The 23,351-nt window shown below is 52.7% G+C and carries 21 protein-coding genes; 5 read left to right on the forward strand and 16 right to left on the reverse strand.

What is annotated here, in order from left to right; genetic code table 11:
• The first annotated feature begins 10 nt into the window (after positions 1 to 10).
• The gene (locus AC3QL0_RS00165) at positions 11 to 868 is read left to right on the forward strand and encodes a fumarylacetoacetate hydrolase family protein (RefSeq protein WP_493009521.1); all 858 of its coding nucleotides are present in this window, start codon (positions 11 to 13) and stop codon (positions 866 to 868) included.
• 102 nt (positions 869 to 970) lie between these two features.
• On the opposite strand, the gene AC3QL0_RS00170 is transcribed toward AC3QL0_RS00165, so the two are convergent.
• The 9 genes from AC3QL0_RS00170 to AC3QL0_RS00210 form a co-directional block, all read right to left on the reverse strand.
• Complete coding sequence (locus AC3QL0_RS00170) at positions 971 to 1,876, reverse strand: alpha/beta fold hydrolase (RefSeq protein ID WP_493009522.1); 906 nt, start codon at positions 1,874 to 1,876, stop codon at positions 971 to 973.
• Positions 1,877 to 1,904: 28 nt separating this feature from the next.
• Entirely contained in the window at positions 1,905 to 2,513 is a 609-nt protein-coding gene (locus AC3QL0_RS00175; protein ID WP_493009523.1) for a DUF2239 family protein, read from the reverse strand.
• A gap of 217 nt (positions 2,514 to 2,730) precedes the next feature.
• On the reverse strand, positions 2,731 to 3,735 hold the full coding sequence (locus AC3QL0_RS00180) for a GntR family transcriptional regulator (protein WP_493009524.1): 1,005 nt from the start codon (positions 3,733 to 3,735) through the stop codon (positions 2,731 to 2,733).
• A 103-nt stretch (positions 3,736 to 3,838) separates the two neighbouring features.
• The gene (locus AC3QL0_RS00185) at positions 3,839 to 4,618 is read right to left on the reverse strand and encodes a PhzF family phenazine biosynthesis protein (RefSeq protein WP_493009525.1); all 780 of its coding nucleotides are present in this window, start codon (positions 4,616 to 4,618) and stop codon (positions 3,839 to 3,841) included.
• Positions 4,619 to 4,734: 116 nt separating this feature from the next.
• Positions 4,735 to 5,511 carry a DNA alkylation repair protein gene (locus tag AC3QL0_RS00190; RefSeq protein WP_493009526.1) on the reverse strand — a complete coding sequence of 259 codons (777 nt, stop codon included), beginning with the start codon at positions 5,509 to 5,511 and terminating at the stop codon, positions 4,735 to 4,737.
• A gap of 13 nt (positions 5,512 to 5,524) precedes the next feature.
• Positions 5,525 to 6,004 (reverse strand): MarR family winged helix-turn-helix transcriptional regulator, encoded by a 480-nt coding sequence (locus tag AC3QL0_RS00195; RefSeq protein WP_493009527.1) that lies wholly within the window; start codon positions 6,002 to 6,004, stop codon positions 5,525 to 5,527.
• Between the two features lie 258 nt (positions 6,005 to 6,262).
• The gene (lhgO, locus tag AC3QL0_RS00200) at positions 6,263 to 7,450 is read right to left on the reverse strand and encodes an L-2-hydroxyglutarate oxidase (RefSeq protein ID WP_493009528.1); all 1,188 of its coding nucleotides are present in this window, start codon (positions 7,448 to 7,450) and stop codon (positions 6,263 to 6,265) included.
• 33 nt (positions 7,451 to 7,483) lie between these two features.
• Positions 7,484 to 8,143 (reverse strand): GntR family transcriptional regulator, encoded by a 660-nt coding sequence (locus AC3QL0_RS00205; RefSeq protein ID WP_493009529.1) that lies wholly within the window; start codon positions 8,141 to 8,143, stop codon positions 7,484 to 7,486.
• Complete coding sequence (locus AC3QL0_RS00210; RefSeq protein WP_135866918.1) at positions 8,140 to 8,832, reverse strand: MBL fold metallo-hydrolase; 693 nt, start codon at positions 8,830 to 8,832, stop codon at positions 8,140 to 8,142. Before AC3QL0_RS00210 ends, AC3QL0_RS00205 begins: the two co-directional genes overlap by 4 nt.
• A gap of 198 nt (positions 8,833 to 9,030) precedes the next feature.
• Here AC3QL0_RS00210 and AC3QL0_RS00215 point away from each other — a divergent pair, with 198 nt between their 5' ends.
• The 4 genes from AC3QL0_RS00215 to AC3QL0_RS00230 all read left to right on the forward strand — a co-directional run bounded on the left by AC3QL0_RS00215 (position 9,031) and on the right by AC3QL0_RS00230 (position 13,752).
• Positions 9,031 to 10,002, forward strand: a complete 972-nt coding sequence (locus AC3QL0_RS00215; protein ID WP_493009530.1) for a TRAP transporter substrate-binding protein — start codon at positions 9,031 to 9,033, stop codon at positions 10,000 to 10,002.
• A gap of 65 nt (positions 10,003 to 10,067) precedes the next feature.
• Complete coding sequence (locus AC3QL0_RS00220; protein ID WP_493009531.1) at positions 10,068 to 10,619, forward strand: TRAP transporter small permease; 552 nt, start codon at positions 10,068 to 10,070, stop codon at positions 10,617 to 10,619.
• A complete protein-coding gene (locus AC3QL0_RS00225; protein ID WP_430221890.1) occupies positions 10,619 to 11,920 on the forward strand; it encodes a TRAP transporter large permease in 1,302 nt (433 codons plus the stop codon). Before AC3QL0_RS00220 ends, AC3QL0_RS00225 begins: the two co-directional genes overlap by 1 nt.
• A 248-nt stretch (positions 11,921 to 12,168) precedes the next feature.
• Complete coding sequence (locus AC3QL0_RS00230; protein WP_493009532.1) at positions 12,169 to 13,752, forward strand: ABC transporter substrate-binding protein; 1,584 nt, start codon at positions 12,169 to 12,171, stop codon at positions 13,750 to 13,752.
• Positions 13,753 to 13,813: 61 nt separating this feature from the next.
• Here the strand turns inward: AC3QL0_RS00230 and AC3QL0_RS00235 are convergent, their stop codons facing one another.
• From AC3QL0_RS00235 to AC3QL0_RS00265, 7 genes are all read right to left on the reverse strand, one after another.
• Positions 13,814 to 15,274 carry an N-acyl-D-amino-acid deacylase family protein gene (locus tag AC3QL0_RS00235; RefSeq protein ID WP_493009533.1) on the reverse strand — a complete coding sequence of 487 codons (1,461 nt, stop codon included), beginning with the start codon at positions 15,272 to 15,274 and terminating at the stop codon, positions 13,814 to 13,816.
• A gap of 21 nt (positions 15,275 to 15,295) precedes the next feature.
• Positions 15,296 to 16,960 carry a dipeptide ABC transporter ATP-binding protein gene (locus tag AC3QL0_RS00240; RefSeq protein ID WP_493009534.1) on the reverse strand — a complete coding sequence of 555 codons (1,665 nt, stop codon included), beginning with the start codon at positions 16,958 to 16,960 and terminating at the stop codon, positions 15,296 to 15,298.
• Positions 16,957 to 17,802: an ABC transporter permease gene (locus tag AC3QL0_RS00245; RefSeq protein ID WP_135865274.1), complete on the reverse strand. Its 846-nt coding sequence runs from the start codon at positions 17,800 to 17,802 to the stop codon at positions 16,957 to 16,959. Before AC3QL0_RS00245 ends, AC3QL0_RS00240 begins: the two co-directional genes overlap by 4 nt.
• A gap of 11 nt (positions 17,803 to 17,813) precedes the next feature.
• Positions 17,814 to 18,755: an ABC transporter permease gene (locus AC3QL0_RS00250; protein WP_493009535.1), complete on the reverse strand. Its 942-nt coding sequence runs from the start codon at positions 18,753 to 18,755 to the stop codon at positions 17,814 to 17,816.
• Between the two features lie 10 nt (positions 18,756 to 18,765).
• Positions 18,766 to 20,358: an ABC transporter substrate-binding protein gene (locus AC3QL0_RS00255; protein WP_493009536.1), complete on the reverse strand. Its 1,593-nt coding sequence runs from the start codon at positions 20,356 to 20,358 to the stop codon at positions 18,766 to 18,768.
• Positions 20,359 to 20,419: 61 nt separating this feature from the next.
• A complete protein-coding gene (locus tag AC3QL0_RS00260; RefSeq protein WP_493009537.1) occupies positions 20,420 to 21,670 on the reverse strand; it encodes a D-amino acid dehydrogenase in 1,251 nt (416 codons plus the stop codon).
• Positions 21,667 to 23,340, reverse strand: coding sequence for a thiamine pyrophosphate-dependent enzyme (locus AC3QL0_RS00265; protein WP_493009538.1), 1,674 nt, complete (start codon positions 23,338 to 23,340; stop codon positions 21,667 to 21,669). Before AC3QL0_RS00265 ends, AC3QL0_RS00260 begins: the two co-directional genes overlap by 4 nt.
• Positions 23,341 to 23,351 lie beyond the last annotated feature (11 nt).

The raw sequence follows: 23,351 nt of genomic DNA on the forward strand, positions 1-23,351 counted from the left end.
AATTACAGCAATGAAATTAGTACGTTTTGGTCAGGTGGGACAAGAGAAGCCCGGTTTGGTAGACGCGCAAGGTAAAGTTCGTGACTTGTCTGGCGTGGTTGCTGACATTACTGCCGATATGTTGGGTGATGAAAGTTTGGCCAAATTGAAAGGCCTGGATATCAACAGCCTACCAGTAGTGCAGAACCCCGGTCGTTACGGCGTCCCTTACGCCAATCTGGGTAAATTCATTTGCGTGGGTTTGAACTACAGTGACCACGCGGCAGAGACGGGTCAAGAGGTCCCCGCTGAGCCTGTGTTGTTTAACAAATGGTCCAAACCTACTGGTGCAAACGACAACGTTGTGATGCCTAAAAACTCCGTCAAAACAGACTGGGAAGTTGAACTGGGAGTGGTGATTGGTAAAAAAGCACGCTACGTGAGCTTGGAAGAAGCCATGGAGTATGTAGCGGGTTACTGCGTGGTGAATGATGTGTCCGAGCGTGAGTACCAAGTTGAGCGTTGCGGTACATGGGATAAGGGCAAAGGCTGCGATACGTTTGGTCCAGTAGGCCCATGGTTGGTGACACGTGATGAAGTGGCTGATCCACAAAATCTGAAAATGTGGTTGGACGTGAATGGCAAGCGTTACCAAGACGGTAGTACAGCCACCATGGTGTACAACGTGGCCTTTTTGGTGCACTACATCAGTCAGTTCACCACCTTGTACCCCGGCGATCTGATCTCTACCGGTACGCCTCCAGGCGTGGGTATGGGCCAGAAACCTCATGTGTACCTAAAAGCGGGTGATGTCATGACCTTGGGCATTGAAGGTCTGGGCGAGCAGCGTCAAGACGTACACGCATGGTCGGCTGATTTGCTGGACTAAGCACTACATCATCTATCTGTTAGTACGTTCAAGCCTTGCATGGTTACCTATGCAAGGCTTGAGTCGTTTTGGGCAGTGTGGCGTTACGGTGCAGCCGGTACGTTAATGTAGCAGCGGTTTAGGCTGGCGTGCAGTGCGCACAATGGCGTCAATGATCACCGCATAGAGTTGATGCGGTAAATCGTGCCCCATACCGACGATAGGCATGAATTCGGCATTGCTAATGGAAGCTGCTGTATCCATACCGCAAGCTAACGGTATTAAGGGGTCGTCTGTGCCGTGAATCACCAAGGTAGGAGTACTCACTTTCTCTAAGTCGGGGCGTAAATCGCCAGTAGCGATGATGGCCGCTAATTGCCTACCAAATGCCGTGGGGTCATAGGCACGGTTGGTTTCTTCCAGAATCATAGTGCGTTGCGCTACGTCGTCGAAGGGGTATGCGGGGCTAGCAATACGCTTGGCAAATGCCAAACAGTGATTCAAAAAGCCTGCTGTGTCTTCTGCCAGTGTAGGAGCCGGTGTAGTGAGCAAAGCCATGACATCAGGGGCTGCCGAAGGCAGTGTAGGGTTGCCAGTGCTAGACATAATAGAGGTCAACGATAGTACCCGCTGTGGATAGTGGCAGGCCATGAGTTGAGCAATCATGCCACCCATAGATCTACCCACAACATGGGCGCGTTCTATGCCCAAGGTATCAAGTAACCCTATAGCATCAGCCGCCATGTCATGCAGGGTGTAAGGCACATTGGGTGTTTGATGAGCAGCAACGGCTTGTGCCAGTGCTGCAAAATCGGGGGCTGGGCTGTGGGTGAAGTGTGTGGAGCCGCCCGCGTCCCTATTATCAAAACGTATGACTCTAAACCCTTGTGTGGCTAAGCCTGTGCAAAATGTGTCGCTCCACCTAGTCATTTGTGTGCCTAGGCCAGAGATCAGCAAAATAGCATCGGCGTGAGCAGCGCCAAAAATGTCATAGCCCAGCGTGATGCCGTTTGCGGTGAGGTGTTGCATGATGTGGTTCCTGTGTACCGCCCGAGGGTTAGGAGTGGGCAGCACCAAATGCGAGTTTCATAGTGTGTGCTTGTACGTCTTTTGGCCAACTGCTGATTTGGATTTGCAGTGCATCGGCATCGTTCGCGAACAACGCACGTGTGGCCTCTTCATAGCCGGGCAAGTCACCGGCAATGGCCACCATAAAGTGATACGCGCGTTCATGCGCTTTACGGGTTTGGTCTTTGTCACTGTTGGCGCGTTTGGCTTCTTCTACCAGTTTGCGTAATGTGACTGAGGCACCACCCGGTTGTTGCGACAACCATTCCCAATGACGGGGTAACAGTGTGACTTCGCGTGGCACTACGCCCAATTTTGGACGCCCGCGTCCACGGGGAGCGGTGTCATCGGCTGGGTCTGCTGGGCTCGCTGTGGTTGCCGTGGTTGTGGTGGTTAGCCTGGCGAGTATGTCATCGTCAGAACCACGCGTGTCTACCTCTACAGTGCGGCCAGTAGCATCATCAAACAGCAGCACGGCATGATGGGTGCCTTGCTCTAGTGCGTGTTTAATCGCCAGTGCATTGTCGGCGAGTGAGCCAGTCGCCAGACGGCGGTGGCCGTTAAAACTGGTGTAGGTGGAGGTGTGTGCATGGCTCATGGCGATGCCTTTAGAAATGAAGATGTATTTATTTTTACCCGTATAAAATTAAACGTCAATATTACCCGGGTAATATAATAGAAACGAATGGGCGGGAATGTAGCGCGAGATCTACACGTGAGGGTCAGGCGACAGCGAAATTACGGCATTTCGCCAATAAAAAATACCTGCTAATTGTGCAGGTGTTTTAGAAGACTCAGTCTGGCAATACGGTTGTTTAGCCATTTCCATCGCGTATCGCCGCCATATAGCTAGGCAAATTCTTGGCGGGTTCGCTGGCGACGACTTGTAGGCGTTCTATGGTTTTAGCGATAGAACAGCGCAGGTGTTCATCCAAAGCCTGTGCCGCAGCGTCAGAGTCACGTTGAATTAAGGCTTGGATAATCAGTCGGTGTTCTTGTAAGAAGGGGTCCATAGAAGGCAGTTTTAAATAGCCGCCTAGCATGTGTTTGTTATTGATGAGTAAGGCTTGGGTATGCCCCAGCAGCTTGATCAATTCTGCGTTCTGGCAGTAACTCAGGCAACGAAAGTGCAGGTCTTTTTCTAGATCATCCAACTCGGCTTCGCTGACGTTGGGGTAACGTGTCGCGATAGCTTCCAGGCGCTCAAGCATGTTGCTCAATACGGTTTGCGGAATGTGCGCCACGCTATTGCGCAGTGCTGGAGGTTCTAGATAACGACGTATCTCGTATAACTGCTGAACGCGCTCTGCGGTCATGGGGACTATAGACCAGCGACCAGCAGGATCTTTTTCTACCAGCCCCACGCCTTCCAGACGCATTAAGACTTCGTGCGCTACTGTGCGGCTGACGTTAAAGCATTTAGCCAGTTCGGTTTCTACGATGCGTACAGGCCCAAACACCGAGTGATTACAGACCTCTCGTTCTACTTCGTTATAGACCTGTATCCAGGAATCCGGTGAACGAATGGCATCCCCAAATTGCTCCAACGCAGCGAGAGCATCTGGTCCTAAACGGCTGATGTGTTTGACGGCTTTAGCGGGCCCCACGATGACACCACGGCCATCGTGTTTGAGCATGATTTTTTGATCAACCAATGCCTTCAGGGCTGCTTTGACTGGAGTGCGACTAACGTTGAAGGCTTGGGCCACCATGCTTTCGTTAATCAGATCACCGGTGTTCAGCACACGCTGGGTAATGGCATTGCGTAACGCTGTGGCAATGGCTTCGTAAAGCGGTGCGGCGGCAGTTTTTTGCTGCATGTGCTGTTGCATAGACCTGAAGGAGGCCCCGATGATGGGCGGTTGGTGAAAAAGTTGTGCCACATTATGCCACTAGACCATGTGGTCACTACGTTGCGAGGCGTTACAGGTAAATAGTGCCGCGCATATACACCACGGCGGTACCGGAGATCAGCACACGATCGCCAGCCATGGCGCAGTGCAGATAACCGCGTCGTGCGCCACCTTGTCGTGCGCTTAACTGGCTTTTACCCAAGCGCTGTGCCCAATACGGCGTTAGTGCAGTGTGTGCAGAGCCGGTAACAGGGTCCTCGTTAACGCCTACGTTGGGGCCGAACCAACGTGACACAAAATCTACCTCTTTGCCGGGAGCAGTCACGGCTACGCCGCGGTTGGGCAAGCCTTTAAGGCGTGACAGATCAGGATGTAGACGTGTAATGATGCTTTCATCCTCTACCACAACAATGTAATCGTCGGCGGACAGTACCGAGGCAGCTTCAATGCCCAAAGCATCTAGCAACCCATCAGGCACAGCGCATGACTGCGGAGGGCGACAAGGGAAGTCCATTTCCAAACCGTGGGCAGAGCGTTTGACGGACAAGCGACCGCTGCGGGTAGAAAAATGAATCACGTCTTTGTCGTAATTGAGTTCGTGCATCAACACCCACGCACTGGCCAAGGTGGCGTGGCCGCACAAATCTACTTCTACTTCAGGAGTGAACCAGCGCAACTGATAGCCGTGTTCATCTGGCACAAAGAAAGCAGTTTCAGACAAGTTGTTTTCCGCCGCAATGGACTGCAATGTCTGGTCATCTAACCATGTGTCTAGCGGGCAAACAGCGGCAGGGTTACCCTCGAATGGACGGGAAGCAAAAGCATCGACTTGATAGATAGGGAGTTGCATGGTGGTTCCTGAGAAAAATACAGCCCACTGGATCACAGTAAGGCCTCATACCAGAGAATTCAACGCTAACATTGGAATAGGGGTACAGCAAGCACGCTGTACCCTACCCCTACACATCATTTCAGATTGCGGCTGGCGCGTTGGCAGATACGTTGTGTGGCCGATGACGCAGATGCCGCTACCCATTGAGCGCAAAGTTTGCGCACCCATTCGGGTTGGTCTTTGCCCGCATCATTTAACCAGTTCGCGACCGAATCTTGTACGTAAACAGAATCATCTGCACGTAGCGCTTCCAATATGGGTAAGGCCTGCTGAGGTGTTTGTTTAAGTGCTTTCAGATGTGCACACCACACTCCACGCGGGCGTATGGCTTCGCAGGCAAAACGCCGAATGCGTTCTGAGGAAGATTGCGTCCACGGTGTGAGCAGTTGGATCGCGGTATCCAGATCGTTGGCAAGGTGTGGGCGCACAGCCATCCATGCCCATTCACGCACGCCGAAGTGAGCGTCATCAGCCAAGGGCTGTATGGCTGCGAGTCGGTCTGCTAAGGACAAATCAGGTTGTGCGCCAATCATGAAGCAGGCCCAGCCGCGCACCGTGTCAGAGGGGTGTGCCAAGCAGGTAGGTAGCGCCTTGTCCCCTACTTCCTTTAGCACTAGCTCACCTAAGCCTGCCATGCGACGCAAGATGCCTTGCGTGTTGAGGGCTTGGGCGGCTTCTTGTGCAGCGGGTGACAGGGTAGGGAATACTAAGCACAGCAAGCGGTAATGATCCAAGGCCAAACATTCGGTCAGCGTCGCACTTGGGATACTGCCTGTGGATAAGGCTTCTAGAGTGTCAGCGGGGATATCAGCGATGCGGTTGGCACCTTTGCGGGCGGCGGTAGCAGTCATGGCGTGATGGTGGTTAGGCAGGTAGGTTGCGGGCCACTTTGTTCAATAGCGTACTCAGCTGTTCACGTTCCGAAGTGCTGAGATTGGCGTACAGATTGGCAATCCACGTGCTGTGTTGCGTGAAGACTTGGGCAGCGATTTCCTTACCTTTGTCAGTGAGTCGTATGCACAGTGCACGGCGATCTACGGGGTCAGCATGGCGGGCGATGAGCGTATCGCGTTCTAAGCCATCTAGTAGTCCGGTGATGGTGGCGCGGGTAACACCTGCTTGTTCTGCTAAGGCCGCAGGAGCCAAACCATCGGGGGCGTTATCCAGCAAGAACAATACAATAAAGCGCCCTTCTGACAATCCATAAGGGGCTAACTGTGTCGCGCAGTCTCTGTCTATAGCGGCAGTTAAGGACAGCATTTGAAAACACAGCCTTATGTTATCCACAAGCGGAAGCTGCCGTTGTTCGGCCACATTTAGAAGTGCTAAGTATTTTTGTTCCATGTCAAAGCCGCCATATAGTATGTTGCCTAATTATATGTGAGATGGGTCAGAAATGGGAAAAGTTACACACAGGTTTTTGGTTGAACGACATTTTCTATACGGTGCTCATAGAGGTTCAGCGTGGTTATGTAAGGCGTGGCAGTTGCGCAGGAGTGTGGATGGAAATGGTGTTTGCAGTATGTACACAGTCACGCAGAGCACAAAAGAAAACGGCGTGTATTTTTGCAAATACACGCCGTTTCTTCACTACGTTGTCGTTTACAAACCTAGTTCGTCTGCAATATGACGTGCAATAGGCATGGCGCCTGTTGCCGCAGGGGATGGCGCATTCAAAATGGCAGTTAGGCCACCAGAATGTTTGATCAGGAAGTCGTCCACCAGCGTGCCGTCTGGGCGTACGGCTTGTGCGCGGTTAGCACTGCGATAGGTACGCAGATCTGACAAGGTGACAGTAGGACAGTACTTGCGCACAGCGTCTAAGTACACCTGTTTAAACAACGAGCCTTTAAGTTCGTTCCAGGTGGCGCGTGGGTGTTTGGCCAACATTTTCCACAGGCCGCTGTAGCTTAAGGCGGACCACGCGTCGCGTACGTCTACACTGAAATGGCTGTATTTTTCTCGTGCTAATGCCAAAACAGCGTTGGGGCCTACGGTGATGGTGCCATCAATCATAGGCGTGAGGTGTACCCCTAAAAATGGCAAGGTGGGGTCGGGTACGGGGTAAATCAGGCTGTGTACAACTTTGTTCAGGTGGGTAGGCAACACAAAGTATTCGCCACGGAAGGGCAAAATTCTAATGCCGGGGTCCATGCCTAACATGCGAGCAACACGGTCAGAGGCCAAGCCGCTGCAGGCAATGATGTGCCCTGCTTCGATTTGTTGATTGCCCGCTTGCACGCGGTAAGCAGAGCCTACTTGGGTGACGGATGTGACGGGTGCATTGAAGATTACGGTGCTGCCCGCATTTTCTACATCGGCCAGCAATGCACGAGTGATGCCCGCGTAATCGGTGATGGCTGTTTCAGGAATGCGCAGCGCAGCAAGCCCGGTGATCGCGGGTTCCAAGCGACCTAAATCGGTTTGGGTAAGTTGTTCGGTGTGTACCTCGTTTTCGATGGCGCGTTGCTCAAGTTTGTATAGGTTTTCTTGTTCTTGAGGGGTAGTGGCGACCAGTAGTTTGCCGCGTGCTTCGTAGCCTATTTGTCTGGCTGCACAAAAGGCTTTGATCTCGCTTAAGCCTTCGCGGCAGAAACGAGTCTTCAAGCTACCGGGTGTGTAGTACACGCCAGAGTGCACCACGCCACTGTTGCGACCGGTTTGGTGGAAAGCAGGTTGGGCTTCTTTTTCTGCGACCAATACACGGGCTTGGGGGCGACGTTTGACGATTTCGGCCGCCAATGCTGCACCAACAATGCCAGCACCAATAATGAGGTAATCGTATTTCATGGGAAGGGTGATTCCAGTGACGTTCTGTTTGCTTTAGCTCAGGCCGCGCATGGATTCCCATCGTCGTCGAGTGGGCTGCATGTGCGCGACGACAAGGTGGGCCAAGGTGGCACGGTCTTCTTGTTCAATGGCGTTAACCATGGCGGCATGTTCTGCAATCGCTTGCTCCAGCCACTGCCGGTCGGTCATACCGTAAGAACGTATGGGGTTAGAGGCTTCGGTGTAAAACGCGATAGCCTTACACAGGGTTTCATTGCCGCACAGCGCAAAAACTTGGCGGTGAAATTCATCGTTAAATTGATGAATGAGGCGTGGGTCTGCTCCTACCGATGCGGCAGCGGCGTATTGAATGTGCAGAGTTTTTAGCGCATCCAACTCGGCAGCAGAGACCGGAAAAGGCATGATGCTCACCGCTTCTTTTTGCAGCAGTGCTCGCAGGTGGTACAGCTCTTCCACTTCTTGGGTGCTGAAGTCTTTGACGCGGGCCGAACGGGAACGTGGTTTAACCACGATTTGGCGGGCAACCAGTTCTTGAATGGCGGCACGAACGGCATGGCGTTTGGCATCAAAGCGCGCCATCAATGTGTCTTCAATCAATTCCTGATGTGGACGCAAGTGACCGAAAATAATATCGGCTTCCAGTTCTTGGGCAATCAGTTCGGCAGAGGAAGGGGCAAGAGTTTCTGTGCTCATCGGACAATCAGTTCCAGCGTCGAGGGTTGGTCCCAGATCCAGCCATGTGGTGTGCGATGTAACTCAGGGAAATGCCCCGGCACGACGATGTCGGCGTTATCGGCTATCCACTGCAGTGTGTTACTGGATTGGCGATCCGGGTCATATTCATTGGCAGCAGACAGTGTAGCGAGTTCACGGTAGGTTTTACAGGCGTCCCCTGCTAACACAACACGCTTTTTATCCGGATTGACGAAGTGCAGCAAATAGCTACCGGTGGTGTGGCCGGGTGCTTGTCTGTAGAACAGGCCAGGGGCTAATTCACCTTCTGGTGCTTGTATGAGTTGCAGGTTTTGACGCTGCAGGTACTCGTTCATACCTTGGCTGCCAAATACGTCTTCAGAAGCGGGGTGCTGTGCGTAGTCCCATTCTGCCGAGCTGACATAAATGGTGGCATTAGTGAACAGATCAATATTGTTGATGTGATCGAAATGCAGGTGCGACAGAAAAACAGTTTTGATGTCAGCAGGCGTGAGGTTGCGTTCTGCTAGCGCGTTCAGCAACAGCAGACGCGTAGAGTGGTGCCCGGTATCAAACAAGATAGGACCGTGCCCGTCTACATTGACTAGCACTACAGCTGAAAAGCCAAAAAATCCGCCTTTAAAACTTAGGCAATTTCCCTCAACGAGGATGTCATGTTGCACCGCCATGTGCGCTCCTTATTATGCAGGCTTATTAATTATTAATAATACTATCAATATAGAATTTATTGTTCGAATTTGTTGTGGTTTATTGGTCGTTCTAGGGTTTATTCTAATATAGACATTGGATTTAAAGCACTTTACACTACGTTTCATCTTATCGATACTATTATTAATAATATTGATTTCCCCCGCAGAGGAGCACATATGAACGCCTATAAAAGTATGATTGCTGGTGCAGCATTGGCACTGGCCAGCGCAACCACTTACGCAGCCACGTGGCAGATGGCCACCCCGTATCCTGAGTCCAACTTCCACACTCAGAACATTCAGCAGTTTGCTAAAGATGTAGAAGCAGCGACCAATGGTGAGTTGAAAATTAACGTGCACCCAGCGGGTTCGCTGATCAAGCACCAAGAGATCAAAAATGCCGTGCGTTCGCAGCAGATTGAAGCGGGCGAGTTCATTATTTCCAACTTGGCCAACGAGAACCCTATGTTTGCGTTGGACTCCGTGCCATTTGTAGCCGTGTCTTTTGACGACGCCGCCAAGATGTACCACGTGTCTAAACCAGACTTGGAAAAGCTGTTAGGCCGTCAAAACCTGAAAATTTTGTTCTCGGTAGCATGGCCTCCACAAGGTATGTACACCGATCGCCCTATTGAAAAGATCGAAGATCTGAAAGGCATCAAAATGCGTGCATACAGCCCGCAAACAGAGCGTTTGGCGCAATTGGCTGGTGCGGTGCCTACACAGGTAGAAGTGCCTGATTTGGCTCAAGCATTCACCACAGGTCGTGTGAACGCCATGATTACCTCCACATCTACCGGTGTGAACACTACCGCTTGGGATTACCTGACTCACTTCTATGATGTAGCGGCTTTCTTGCCTAAAAACGTGGTGGTGGTGAACCAGCGCGTGTTTGATAGCTTGGATGAAGCCACTCAAAAAGTAGTATTGGATGCTGCTGCTGCGGCTGAACTGCGTGGTTGGGAAATGGCTGAAGCCGATCACATTGCACAACGTAATGTGTTGGAGCAACACGGTATCAAAGTCAGCACAGGCTCTGATGAGTTGAACGCTGCCCTGCAGAAAGTGGGCGAGCAGATGGCTGCAGAGTGGGTGAAAGAAGCCGGCGACGACGGTGAAGTCGTGCTTGAGGCTTACCGCGCCAACTAATACCTAAAACTTAATTAACCAGTGCATATACCCATGCACTGGTGTTTCTGAAGTGGGCAAATGCCATGCGAAAAATCCTGGATAGCCTCTATTCGATCAGTGCAGGTTTAGCTGCAATATCGTTGGTGAGCATAGCCGTTATTGTTTTTGGTCAGGTGGTCTTTAATACGATCGACTATGTGGCTCTTCATTTGTTTGATCAGAGCTTTGGCTTGCTGATCCCCTCTTACTCGCTGTTCTCTGGTTATGCGTTAGGCTTTGCCACCTTTTTGTCATTAGGCTTGGGTTTACGTAAGGCCGTACACATACGCGTGACGTTGATAGAGTCCAGACTGTCGGCTCCTATTCGTCGCGGTTCGCTCACCATGATTGCGTTGGTAGGTGTAGGGATGGGTGTGCTGTTTACCTACAGTTTGGGTGTGTTGGCCTACGAGTCTTTCTTGTGGGGCGACCGTGCAAGTGGGTTGGTAAAAGTGCCTTTGTGGATACCACAAGGCGTACTGTGTGTTGGTGCTGCTGTGTTTTTGGTCGCTGCTCTGGATACGCTGGTAGAAATCCTGCGTACTGGGCGAAGCGAGGCCTTGGTGATTGAATCGGTTGCCGAGGAGGCGCTGTAATGTCTGATGTAACCATGTCATTGATTATGGTTGGGGTGCTGATGTGCGGCCTAGCCATGGGGTTGTGGGTGTCTATAGCGCTGTTTGTGACAGGCTTGGTAGGCGTGCTGTTGTTCTCTAATGCACCGTTGATGAGTGTATTGGCGACCAATATTTGGAGCTCTTCTGCTGAGTGGTCATTGGCGGCATTGCCCCTGTTTATTTGGATGGGTGAGATTCTGTTTCGCTCACGCATGTCCAAAGACTTGTTTTCGGGCTTAGCCCCGTGGATGCGCTCCTTACCTGGTGGTCTAGGCCACGTGGGGATTATGGCGTCAGGTATTTTTGCGGCGGTGTGCGGTTCGTCTGCGGCAACGTGCGCAACAGTAGCTAAAGTTGCCGTGCCAGAGTTGAAAAAACGCGGCTACGATGAGAGCTTGGTGCTGGGTACGATTGCAGGTTCGGGCACGCTAGGTTTGCTGTTGCCACCGTCTATTATTTTGATTGTTTACGGGGTTGCAGCTGAGCTGTCTATTGCACGTCTGTTTATTGCAGGTGTGATTCCTGGTTTGTTGGTGATTGTGTTGTTTATGGCGTATGTGGCCATTTGGTCCACCACGCATAAAGACAAAGTGCCGGCCAAAGATCCACCCATGAGCTTTGCGCAAAAGATCAAAGCCACACGTACCTTGTTGCCGGTCACATTGCTGATCATTGGGGTCATTGGTTCTATTTACTCCGGTTTGGCGAGCCCAACTGACTCGGCAGCCGTAGGTGTAGTGATTGCATTGCTGTTGAGCTGGTGGTTTGGTGATTTGACCTGGAAAAGCTTCAAAGAAGGCCTGATCGCGGCTACCTTATCGTCGTCCATGATTGCTTTCATTTTGGCAGGCTCAGCGTTTTTGACTATTGCTATGGGCTATTCCAACTTGCCAATGAATTTGGCCCGCTGGATTGGTGATCTGGGCTTGAATAACTACGCTTTGTTGGCAGCGTTGACGGTGTTCTTCATTGTGTTGGGCTGCTTCTTGGATGGTATTTCCATCGTGGTGCTGACCAGCGCGGTGTTGTTGCCTGCGGTGAAAATTGCTGGCATTGATCCTATCTGGTTTGGTGTGTACTTGGTGTTGGTGGTGGAAATGGGTCAGTTGACCCCGCCAGTAGGGTTGAACTTGTTTGTGCTGCAAGGCATGACAGGGCGCGATATCTTGTACTTGTCTAAAGCAGCGTTACCTTTCTTCCTGATGCTGCTGCTGACTATTGTGTTGGTGGTGACCATGCCAGACATTGTGTTGGGCTTACCCAAGATGATGTACGGCTAATCTGTTCGTGATGTTAGCCACCACACCGTGGTGGCGAATACTCCTGCTTTACTTTTCTGGCCCGGTTATTGCGCAAGCGATAGCTGGGTTTTTTTTCGTGTGGGTGGCTGTAGCGGCCACAGGTTATTCCTAATTGTGGGGGTAGGCTGAACTGTTTATCGTGGGATAGTGACCAATCGGTCACAGAGTCAGGGGGTAGGAATAAAAAGTAGAGCGTTTCACTCAAAAAAACAGTGAGGTAGACAACTATGAAGGTATTGCAATCCCGTGGGCTGAAGCCCGTGTTGCAGGCGGTGGTGTCCGGCGCTGCGCTGGTTGCGGCAGCACCTGTATTTGGCCAAACCATTACCGCGGTGATGCATTCTGGTTTGCGCATGATGGACCCCATACAAAGTACGGCGTTTATCACCCGAGAGCATGGCTACATGATCTATGACACCTTGGTGGGCATGGATTCGGACTTTACCGTCAAACCGCAAATGGCCGATTGGAGCGTGAGCGACGACGGTAAAACGTACACCTTTACCTTGCGTGACGGCTTGAAATGGCACGACGGTACACCCGTTACCGCTGAGGACTGCATCGCATCCATTAAGCGTTGGCTGGACAATGACAACACTGGCCCGGTGATCAAAGACTTTCTGGTGGGCTACAACGTCGTCAACGATCAGGTGTTTGAGGTACAGCTCAACGAACCTACCAGTTTGCTCTTGGATAGCTTGGCCAAGATCAGCTCGCGCCCTGCTTTTATGATGCCCAAACGCATCGTAGAAGCATCGGCTGATAAGGCCGTGGCTGAGATGATTGGCTCTGGCCCCTTTAAGTTTGTGGCCTCTGAATTTCGCCCCGGCGTGAAGGTGGTGTACGAGAAAAACACGGATTACGTGCCACGCAGTGAGCCTAACGACTGGACATCGGGCGGCAAAGTTGTGAACGTGGATAAGGTGGAATGGGTAAGTATGCCGGATGCCATGACAGCGGCGAATGCGCTGCTGAATGGCGAGGTGGACTACATCGAGCACTACCCGTATGACTTGCTGCCGCTGGTGCAGAGTAATCCTGACCTAGTGACCAAAGTGATTGATCCGCTGGGTAACTGGAGTTACTACCGCATGAATCACTTGTACCCGCCGTTTGATAACAAGTTGGTTAGGCAAGCGGCCATGTATGCGGTTAGCCAAGAAGACGTTATGAAAGCGTTGGTGGGAAATCCTGATTACTACTCCACCTGCCCATCGCCATTTGGTTGCGGCACGCCTAATGCCAGCGATAGCGGCAAAGATATGATCGTGCCGGGCAATATTGAAAAAGCCAAAGCATTACTGGCCGAGGCTAACTACGATGGCACACCAGTGGTGTTGCTGCACCCTACGGATCACGTGATGGCCTCACCGCAGCCCGTGGTGATTGCGGCGGCGTTACGCAACGCCGGGTTTAACGTGGATATGCAATCTATGGATTGGCAGTCAGTGGTGTCTAGACGTGCGAACCGCAGTGCGCCCAAAGACGGCGGTTGGGGGATCTTTTCTACTTACGGCATTATTGCGGCAGCAGTAGACCCGTTTGCGAACACTACCATCGCCGCCAACGGTGATAAAGCATGGTTTGGTTGGCCTGATGTACCCGCGATTGAAGACTTGCGCGTGCAATACGCTAAAGCCGTAAGCAAGGAAGAAAAGCAGAGTATCGCTGCCCAAATCCAAGAGATTGTGTTGGATGAAGGGGTGATTGTGCCGCTGGGACAGTTCCGTACACCGGCCGCGTACAGCACAGCGTTAAGTGATCTGCCTGAAGCGCCTATTACGGCATTTTGGGGCGTGAAAAAACAGTAGAAAGACAGTAAATAAACCGCACAATGCCCGCCACATTTACAGTGGCGGGCGTTCTGCTGTGTTAGCGAGCTAGGGCTTCACGCGCTAGCACCTTACCGGGGCGAGCCGCCGTGGTTTGTCCAGCTTCCCAAACTACCTTGCCGTTCACTAATACCGTTTCTATACCAATGGCTGGGGCGATGGGCCTAGCGAAACTGGAACCTTCTGCAACGGTGTCTGCATGCAGTATGACCAAATCGGCGTAGGCGCCTTCACGTATAAATCCACGATCGCGTAATCCAAATTTTTGGGCGCTTAAGCCCGTCATTTTATGAATGGCTTTTTCGAAACTGAATAAGCCTCTTTCGCGTGAGTAATGCCCCAATACACGGGGGAAACTGCCCCATAGGCGCGGGTGCGGTACAGCATCGTGCGGTAAGCCGTCTGACCCGATCATGGTGTCGTCAAAGGCCAAGATGCGTGATACGTCGGCATCGTCCATGCGGTGGTAAATAGCGCCTGCTGGTTGCAGCCTTTCTACGGCTTGCTCTAAGCTGCACTGCCATTCTTTCTGTATGTCAGCCAAGTCTCGCCCGGCCATTTCTGGGCACGATCTAGACCATGTCACCAGCACCTTCAAAGCCGATGACGCATGTTTGACGGACAGCACGGTAGACGATGCGGCGTAGGGGTAGCAGTCCAAGCAAATGTCTTGTACGCCCATTTGTTGGCGTATGCGTTCCAGCGTTTCGGTTGAGCGTCCGAAGTTGTTTTTGCCTGCGACTTTGTGGTGCGAGATCACGACGGGTAGATTAGCCTCACGGCCAATGCGGAAGGCTTCTTCTAGGGCTTCCATGACGTTGTCCGATTCGTCGCGCAGGTGGGTGCAATACACACCACCAAATTCAGCAGCGACTTTAGCCAGCTCAATCACTTCTTCGGTAGATGCTGCAATGGCCGGATCGTAGGCCAAGCCTGTAGATAAACCTATAGCACCGGCTTGCATGGCTTCACGCAACAAACTTTTCATGCGTTCTAGTTCATCTGCCGTGGCGGGTCTATCTAGCGCAGACATGGCCACGATACGCAGTGTGGTGTGCCCCACCAAGGGTGCGCAGTTTGTGGCGGCGGGTTGCTGCGCTAAGGCGTCTACATAGCTCTGGAAGGTAGGGTGTGTGAACCATTCCCCTTCTCCATCCAGCAAGTCCAGTGGTGGGGTGATGGGGGCGTGTAAGCGTTGTGGCGTGGGTGCCAGTGAAATACCGCAGTTGCCGGTGATCACGGTGGTCACGCCTTGGCTTACTTTAGGCTCCATGCTGTTATTGGACAGCAGCAGGCGGTCATCATGGGTATGAGTGTCAATAAAACCGGGGGACACTACCAACCCACTGGCATCAATGTGTTGGTCGGCTGTCCATTGGCTGCAATCGCCTACAAAGGCGATGCGATCATCCACGATGGCAATATCGGCATCAAAGCGAGGGGTGCCTGTGCCATCGGCCACTTCGGCATGTTGAATCAGTATGTGGGCATGTTTGGCCATAGTCTTTCTCACAGTCGTAGCTCAGTGGATGGCAGGTTCAAGGGGACGAAAATGCTGGAAGTCCCAATGACGTCCGGGGGCCGCTTCAATAAGTGAACGGGTGTACTCATGTTGGGGGCTCACCAGCACTTGCTCGGTAGGCCCGGCTTCCACCACGGTTCCGCGTTGCATCACAATGATTTGGTCGCAAATTTGTGCTGCCACACGTAAATCGTGCGTAATAAACAGCACCGAAATACCAATGCGTTGGCGCATTTCATCCAGTAGTTTCAACACTTGTGCTTGTACGGATACGTCTAGCGCGGATACCGCTTCGTCGGCCACCAGAATGTCTGGCTCTAACACCAGAGCGCGGGCAATACACAAGCGTTGGCGTTGGCCGCCAGAAAACTGGTGCGGATAACGGCTTAGTACACTGCGATCCATGCCTATCCATGCTAGTAGCGTATCAATGCGTTTTTCACATTCGCTGGCACTTAAACCGTAGTTTTGCATGCCTTCTAACAAGGCATCGTGTATGCGCAAACGGGGGTTAAGCGACCTATAGGGGTCTTGGAAAACGATCTGTATACGTTGACGCAACTGTCGTAGTTCTTCGCCTTTGGCTGTGGCTAAATCGGCATCACCCAAAGACACTCGGCCAGATGAAGGCTTGATTAAGCGCATGATGCAACGGGCCACCGAGGACTTCCCCGAACCGGACTCGCCCACAATGCCAATGATCTCGCCTTTGTTCAGGGTGAAAGACACATTGTTGGCGGCCACGACTTTGCGACTGGCCGAAAACAGCACGCGTTCTTCGTAGGTTTTGTTCAGCTCTTCTACCTGCAACATAGGTGCTGGCGTAATGTCGCGTGGAGCAGGAGGAATTAAGCTAGGTACGGACGACACCAAGAGGCGAGTGTAGTCTTGCGTGGGGGCACGCAAAATGGCGTCTCGGGTGCCAGTTTCTACCATGGCACCACGGTTCATCACCACAATACGGTCGGCAATCTCGGCCACCACCCCAAAGTCATGAGTGATGAACAATACGGCGGTGTTTTGCTGTTCTTGCAGCTCACGAATCAGCGCCAGAATTTGCTTTTGGGTGGTGACGTCTAGGGCAGTAGTGGGCTCGTCAGCAATCAGCAGGCGTGGCTTCAGAATCAACGCCATGCTGATGACAATGCGTTGACGCTGGCCACCTGACAATTGGTGTGGGTAAGCGCGGTAGATTTTTTCAGGGTTGGGTAAATGCACGGACTCGAACATCGCCAACACTTGCTTCTTGCGCTCAGAGGGGTTGCGTACACCGTGTACCTTCAGCACCTCTTCCACCTGTGGGCCAACGCGCTCTACGGGGTTTAGCGCAGTCATAGGCTCTTGGAAGATCATGGCCATTTTGGAGGCACGTAGCGTCCGTATGCGGCTAGGCGAGGCCTCTAACAGGTTCTCGCCATCCAACAAGATGCGGCCTTGAGTGGCTTGCAGTTCGGCTTTAGGTAGCAAGCCCATGGTGGCGAGCGAGGTTACGGATTTACCAGAGCCAGACTCGCCCACCAAGCAGACGGTTTCGCCGGGGTGTATTTCCAGCGAAATGTTGGAAATAGCGTGCTGCCCTTCTTTGCTGTTGGCGATGCGTACCCACAGGTCTTGTACCTGTAGAACTGGCTGATCACCCTGTGTATGTGAAAACGGTTGCGTCATCGTTTGATCATCCTTGGGTCCAGTTCATCACGCAGTACATCGCCCAATACGTTGACGCTCAATAAGGTAAGCGCCAACAAAATACCGGGATACAGTACCAAGCCGGGATAGAGTTGAAAGAACATGCGGCCATCGGCCATGATGTTGCCCCAAGAGGGGATTTCTGGCGGCAAACCAGCGCCCAAAAAGCTGAGGGTGGATTCAATCAAAATGGCAGAGGCAAAGATGTAGGTGCCTTGCACAATCAGCGGTGCCCAGGTGTTGGGAATGATGTGCGTCACGATGATTTTTGGAATACGCGTACCCAAGGTGATCGCCGCTTCTACGTAGGGCTCAGTGCGTATAGACAGAATCACACTGCGCACCAGTCGCACCACACGTGGGATTTCTGGAATCACAATCGCTACCAACACCGTGAGCAAACTGCTGCCGGTGAGCGACACCAACGCAATGGCCAACAAAATGCTGGGGATAGCCATGATGCCATCCATGACGCGCATGATGATGGAGTCAAACAGCGGAAAATAACCCGCCAACACACCAATCAATAAGCCTAGGGTGAGGCTGAACAGTGCTGCGCCTAGCCCCACGATCATGGATACTTGGGCGCCGTACACCACGCGGGAATACATGTCGCGGCCAAAGGCATCGCTACCCAACCAGTGCTCCGCACTAATGGGCGATAAACGTGACGCGGGGTTGATTTGTATGGGGTCAGTGGTGCTGATGATGGGGGCGAGTATCGCCATCGCGATCACAAGGACCACAATGCTGCAGGCTAAAAACGCCGCCGGGGACAACAGCCTGGAAAGCAGGCCACGCCAGAGAGAATAGGGTTGCATAACAGACTCCCTCAATAGGTGATGCGGGGGTCAAAGACGGTGTACAGCACGTCTATAACCAAGTTGATGACGATGTAGGTCAGAGAGAACAGCAAGATCACCCCTTGGATAATGGGGTAGTCGCGCGCTTGCACGGCTTCTACGACCAACCTGCCCAATCCTGGGATGTTAAATACCGACTCTGTCACCACCACCCCGCCAATCAGTGCGGCAGCACCAATTCCCACAATGGTGACGATGGGCACGGCAGCATTGCGTAGCGCATGGCGTAAGAACACCGCGCTTTCTTTCACGCCTTTGGCGCGGGCGGTACGGATGAAGTCTTCGTTCATCACCTCGATAACGCTACTGCGGGTGATACGGGCAATCAGTGCTACATACACGGTACTGAGTGCGATGGTAGGCAGCACTAAACGCATGCTGAAGGCATAGAAACCTTGGCTGAGGTCTTTATAGCCTTGCACCGGAAACCATCCTAACTGCAATGAAAAGAGGTAGATCAGTAGATAACCCACAACAAAAGTAGGAATGGAGAAGCCTAGTACTGACAAAATCATCACAAACCGGTCGGTAGCGCGACCATGTCGCCATGCTGCAATTAAGCCAATGGGGATGGCGATCAGCAGAGTGAAGCTCATGGTGCTGATGGCTAAGGCGATAGTGGGACCCATGCGGTCAGCAATCAGGGTGGTCACGGCTGTGCCAGACAGCAAAGATGTACCCAGGTCACCGTGCAGCAATTTGCCTGCCCAATCAAAAAACTGAGTAGTAATGGGTTGATCCAGCCCCATTTGCGCGCGTATGGCTGCCAACTGGGCAGGTGACGCATCATCACCAGCAATCACGGCTGCCGGGTCGCCCGGAGTTAGCCTAAGCAAGGCAAAGATCACGATGGCTACCATGACCACCACCGGTATGGTGGTGATCAGGCGCCTAGCAATGTAGAGAAGCATGCGTGGCCTCCTAGTTGGACTTACTCAACGACCAAAATACCGTGACAGGAGAATGCGGCACGTTGTGCAGAGTCTGACTGTAGGCGGACGGAATGGTGAATTGGCCCAACGGAATGACTACGCCTTGATCAATGGCCAATTCGTTGATCTTCAGAGCAATGGCTTTGCGTTCGGCATCGTCCGTTGTCAGCGCAAATTGCTTACGCAGTGCTTCGATTTCTGGTACATCAGGCCACCCTGCCCACGCTTGTTTGCCGCTGGCGTTCAGTGTGGTATTACCAAAAGGGTCGCCGCTAGAGGCCAAGGTGGCGTAGGTGGAAAATATGTTCCAACCGCCATTCGCTGCATCCGATTGATTGCCTTGTTGCATCACTACACTTTGCCAATCCATGGATTTCAATTGCACATTGAAACCGGCCTTACGCAGTGCATCGGCAATCACCACAGGTTGGGGGGACACGGTTGCCATGTCGGTGGGGTGCAGAATGACCACGGACTCGCCTTTGTAGCTAGAGGATTTCAGCAAGGCTTGGGCTTTTTCCAGCTGCGGTTTGACCACATCGTCGTAACGGTAGTCGCTTTCAAACGGGTTACCACAACCCAGTGTGGTGGCGCAGGTGCGGGAATAGTCAGGGTTGCCAATCAGCGCGTTCAACACTTGCTGCTGATCTATAGCCAGCATGGCGGCTTCACGCACGGCGGGGTCGTTAAAGGGGGCGTGCAGATGGTTGAAACGGAAGTAGGTCCAGTTGCCCAGCTCATCAATGGTGTCCAGTTTTACGTCATCATTGTTTTGCAGCAATGGCAGCAGATCCAACGGAATTTGCTGCATGAAATCAATCTCACCTTGCAGCAAGGCGTTCACGCCAGTGATGGCGTCTGGCATGGTGACCCACTCTACTTTATCCACATTCACAACTTTGCCACCTGCTGTCCAACTGGCAGGTTCAGAACGTGGTTGGTAGTCGGTGTTTTTGGCGTATACCACTTTGACGCCAGGGCGGAATTGGTCGGCGACAAATTTAAAGGGGCCAGAGCCTACAAACTCGGTAATGGCTTCAGATCCGGGCGTGACAGCAATGCGCTCTGGCATCATGAAAGCTGGTCTAGAGCTGAGTTTTGCCAAGCCAGAGAGCAACAGGCCAGTGGGTTCTTGCAGGCGTATAGAGAAGCTTTTGTCATCTACTGCGGACATGTCCTCGACCATGGTCTGCAAGACCTGACCTGTGCCGTCCACACCCATCCAGCGTTTGATGGAAGCGATACAATCGGCGGGCGTCACCGGTGTGCCATCGTGCCATTTCAAGCCGTCACGTAAGGTAAACGTGTAGGTTTTACCGTCGTCGCTGACGCTCCAATCGGCCATCTGAGGTTGAACGTGAAATTGCTCATCCATGCCCAACAAGGTGTCGTAAATCATGTAGCCATGATCACGGGTGAGGAAAGAGGTACTGAATACGGGGTCCATTACCCGCAGGCCAGCATGCATGACGGCAGTCACCGTGGTTTCAGCATGTGCAGCGAGGGGCGCAACGCAGGCGCTAGCCAGCAGCAAGCCGGCCAACGTGGTGCGCGATAGCGGGGCAAGTGTGTGACGTGCCATGTTTGTCTCCTGAGTCAGGTAGGTATTGTTGTGTTTTATGGTGCAGCAGTTGTGGCGGTATTTACAGGCTGAAAAGCGGCGCTAACAACGGCTGTTTGTTACTGGGCGATTGCAGTATGTCGGTTAATAAACGGGCAGAACCAAAGGCCAAGGTGAAACCCAATGCGCCATGTCCCACGTTTAAGAACAAGTTGTTAAAGGGGCTAGCTCCAATCAGCGGTGTGCTGGTGGGGCGCGAAGGACGTTCGCCGGTCCATTCCTCTATGTCACCGGTGGGCGTCAAAGCCGGGAAAAAATCGTTTACCTGCTGGCGTAAGGTGCTGAGTCGAGCCGCGATGGCAGAGGGCTTGTTGACTCCAATATCAATCATGCCCGCCACGCGTAACTTGTCGCCAATGCGGGCGTACACCACTTTGTTGCGGATGTCGCTTACGCTGGCGTGCGGTGCGCCGCTGTGTTCGTCTACCGGGATGGTGAGTGAGTAACCACGTAGGGGGTAAATACCCAAATTCAGCCCTAAGGGACGCGCTAGTTTTTGAGCGCCCGTGCCGTTGGCCAAAATAATGGTGTGGGCATCTAAAGCATCTTGTGCACTAAAGGCTGTGATGCTGTCGCCGTGGCGCTCTAAGCGCGTAATGGGAGTGTTGAAGTGAAACGCCACACCCATTTGTTGCAGGCGTTCTTGCAAGGCTAAGCACAGTTGTTCACAGTCGCCGGCTTCCTCGCTGGGGGTAAATAAACCACCCTGTATGCGGTGTGCAATAGGCGCTAAGCTGGGTTCTTGTTCTACGGTTTGTGCAGGGGTGAGTACGCGTTGTTCTACGCCGTGGCGACCTAGAAAGCTGCCTTGCGCATCACGAGCGGCAGCGAAGCTTTGCGAGTTTTCAAATACCTGCAGTTTGCCGTGATGGTTATGGGCAAACTCTAGAGGTTGTGCGCGTTGCAGGTGGTCTAAGGCTTGGCGACTTAGCTTGCCCAACTGCAGCAAATTTTCCGCACCGCGTCGGCTTTGGCTGGCAGAGCAGGCTTTTAAGAAAGAGAGCAACCAGCTGCATTGTGAGAGGCTAAATGTGGGGTGCAAACGTAATGCCCCATTTCTATCCAACAATAATTTGTGCAGGGAGCGCAGCACATCTGGGGTGGCCAAGGGGGTAACGAAGCTGTAGCTCAGCTGTGCGCCATTGGCTTTGCTGGTGCCTTGACCGGGCTTGGCGTCGGCATCGTACACGCTGACGTCCAAGCCATGACGGCGTAGCTCATACGCGGTGGCTAACCCTACAATACCCGCCCCTATTACAGCGATTTTTTTCATACTGGGCTCCCGGATTGCTGCAGCGCAGCAATTGTGGCGTTGGGAGAGATGTAATCTAAGCTGGTGCGCACCACAATGACGCTTAATTGCTTGCTTTGCAGCGCGGCATGTAATGCGGGAGCGAACTCATCGCTATGTTGCACGTTAAAGGTTTGTGCACCGCATGCAGCGGCAAGTTGGGCGAAGTTGGGGTTATGCAAGGCGGTGGCACTAGGACGATGCGGAAAGTGTTTTTCCTGATGCATGCGTATGGTGCCGTAGCAGGCGTTATCCGAAATGATGATGATGGGGGTTGCGCCATATTGTGCGGCGGTTGCCAATTCGTTGCCGGTCATCATGAAACCGCCATCCCCCACAAAACACACCACGGGGCGTGTGGGCTGCGCGAGTGAACACGCTACAGCAGAAGGCACGCCATAGCCCATTGCACCCGACGAAGGGCCTATCAATTGGCGTGTAGGGCTGAAGCGTAATTGACGCTGTACCCAGCCACCAAAGTTACCGGCGTCTAGACAGAGAATGGCATCGTCAGGCAATAAGGCATCGGCTTGGGCCATGATATTGCCGAACACCACGCCATCAGCTTGGTCCACGACTGGTGTCCAGTCGCGCAGTTCTACGGTTGTGCGGTGCAAGGACGCAATCCAGTCTTGCCGTACAGCAGGTATGGTAGGTGCAGCAGCTTGATTCAGTGTACACAAGCTAGCAACGGGGTCAGCAGCAACCGCAATGTCGGTTTGACGGTAACGGCTAACGACGGCGCTGTCTGGCCAAATGTGTATTAAGGTTTGGGCGGCTTTGGGTGCGGCAGGGAAATGGAAAGATTGGCTGGTGACATCGCCCAAACGGGTACCAATGGCCAAAATCAAATCGCTACGTGTGACGGATTCTTTAAGCGCGGCAGGTAAGCCGTACACCAAGTGCCCTGCAAACAGAGGATGATCGTTAGGAATCAAATCGGCATGGCGTACCGATGTGGCGACTGGCAGAGAAAAGCGTTCTGCAAATTCCAATAAGGCTTTTTTGCCCGCATCACTTTTAAGCAGCCCACCGGCAATGATTAAGGGGCGTTCTGCTTGGCTTACCGCTTGCACAATAGCCTCGGTATCGAGGGCACTGAGTGTGCTGGGTTGGCTGTGACGAGGGAAGATGCCAGTGTGTGGGCAATGGTCTTCCAGCATGTCTTCGGGCAACGAAATAATAACGGGGCCGGGCGTCCCGCTTTGTGCTAAATAAAAGGCGGTGCACAAGGTATCTGCCAGTTGCTCGGCGTGTTCTACTTCCACCACCCACTTAGCCATGTCGCTGAACATGCGCTCGTAATGTATATGTTGGAAGGCTTCGCGTTGTAGGTTTTCGCGTTCTGCCTGACCTACTAAGACCACTAAGGGACAGGCGTCTTGTTGAGCGGAGTGGATGGCAATGGCGGCATTCATGCAACCGGGGCCACGACTCACCATGAGTACGCCGGGGGTGCCAGTGAGCCTAGCGTGCCCCAGAGCCATGAAACCTGCACCACCCTCATGACGGCAGGTAACGACTTCCACAGCGGATTGGTCATGCAAGCTGTCCAGCACGCTGAGATAGCTTTCACCGGGTACGCAATACACGCGTTTGACGTGATGCGCTATCAAGCACTCCACCAACAAATCGGCAGCACGAATGGTCATGTTTTTGTCTC

It is taken from the genome of Paenalcaligenes sp. GW821-LYS-B07-1, assembly GCF_058803365.1.

Excerpts from the sequence above, each read along its gene's own strand:
- AC3QL0_RS00165 (WP_493009521.1), top strand. The coding sequence starts at position 11 with ATGAAATTAGTACGTTTTGGTCAGGTGGGACAAGAGAAGCCCGGTTTG.
- AC3QL0_RS00170 (WP_493009522.1), bottom strand. The coding sequence starts at position 1,876 with ATGCAACACCTCACCGCAAACGGCATCACGCTGGGCTATGACATTTTT.
- AC3QL0_RS00175 (WP_493009523.1), bottom strand. The coding sequence starts at position 2,513 with ATGAGCCATGCACACACCTCCACCTACACCAGTTTTAACGGCCACCGC.
- AC3QL0_RS00180 (WP_493009524.1), bottom strand. The coding sequence starts at position 3,735 with ATGCAGCAAAAAACTGCCGCCGCACCGCTTTACGAAGCCATTGCCACA.
- AC3QL0_RS00185 (WP_493009525.1), bottom strand. The coding sequence starts at position 4,618 with ATGCAACTCCCTATCTATCAAGTCGATGCTTTTGCTTCCCGTCCATTC.
- AC3QL0_RS00190 (WP_493009526.1), bottom strand. The coding sequence starts at position 5,511 with ATGACTGCTACCGCCGCCCGCAAAGGTGCCAACCGCATCGCTGATATC.
- AC3QL0_RS00195 (WP_493009527.1), bottom strand. The coding sequence starts at position 6,004 with ATGGAACAAAAATACTTAGCACTTCTAAATGTGGCCGAACAACGGCAG.
- lhgO (WP_493009528.1), bottom strand. The coding sequence starts at position 7,450 with ATGAAATACGATTACCTCATTATTGGTGCTGGCATTGTTGGTGCAGCA.
- AC3QL0_RS00205 (WP_493009529.1), bottom strand. The coding sequence starts at position 8,143 with ATGAGCACAGAAACTCTTGCCCCTTCCTCTGCCGAACTGATTGCCCAA.
- AC3QL0_RS00210 (WP_135866918.1), bottom strand. The coding sequence starts at position 8,832 with ATGGCGGTGCAACATGACATCCTCGTTGAGGGAAATTGCCTAAGTTTT.
- AC3QL0_RS00215 (WP_493009530.1), top strand. The coding sequence starts at position 9,031 with ATGAACGCCTATAAAAGTATGATTGCTGGTGCAGCATTGGCACTGGCC.
- AC3QL0_RS00220 (WP_493009531.1), top strand. The coding sequence starts at position 10,068 with ATGCGAAAAATCCTGGATAGCCTCTATTCGATCAGTGCAGGTTTAGCT.
- AC3QL0_RS00225 (WP_430221890.1), top strand. The coding sequence starts at position 10,619 with ATGTCTGATGTAACCATGTCATTGATTATGGTTGGGGTGCTGATGTGC.
- AC3QL0_RS00230 (WP_493009532.1), top strand. The coding sequence starts at position 12,169 with ATGAAGGTATTGCAATCCCGTGGGCTGAAGCCCGTGTTGCAGGCGGTG.
- AC3QL0_RS00235 (WP_493009533.1), bottom strand. The coding sequence starts at position 15,274 with ATGGCCAAACATGCCCACATACTGATTCAACATGCCGAAGTGGCCGAT.
- AC3QL0_RS00240 (WP_493009534.1), bottom strand. The coding sequence starts at position 16,960 with ATGACGCAACCGTTTTCACATACACAGGGTGATCAGCCAGTTCTACAG.
- AC3QL0_RS00245 (WP_135865274.1), bottom strand. The coding sequence starts at position 17,802 with ATGCAACCCTATTCTCTCTGGCGTGGCCTGCTTTCCAGGCTGTTGTCC.
- AC3QL0_RS00250 (WP_493009535.1), bottom strand. The coding sequence starts at position 18,755 with ATGCTTCTCTACATTGCTAGGCGCCTGATCACCACCATACCGGTGGTG.
- AC3QL0_RS00255 (WP_493009536.1), bottom strand. The coding sequence starts at position 20,358 with ATGGCACGTCACACACTTGCCCCGCTATCGCGCACCACGTTGGCCGGC.
- AC3QL0_RS00260 (WP_493009537.1), bottom strand. The coding sequence starts at position 21,670 with ATGAAAAAAATCGCTGTAATAGGGGCGGGTATTGTAGGGTTAGCCACC.
- AC3QL0_RS00265 (WP_493009538.1), bottom strand. The coding sequence starts at position 23,340 with ATGACCATTCGTGCTGCCGATTTGTTGGTGGAGTGCTTGATAGCGCAT.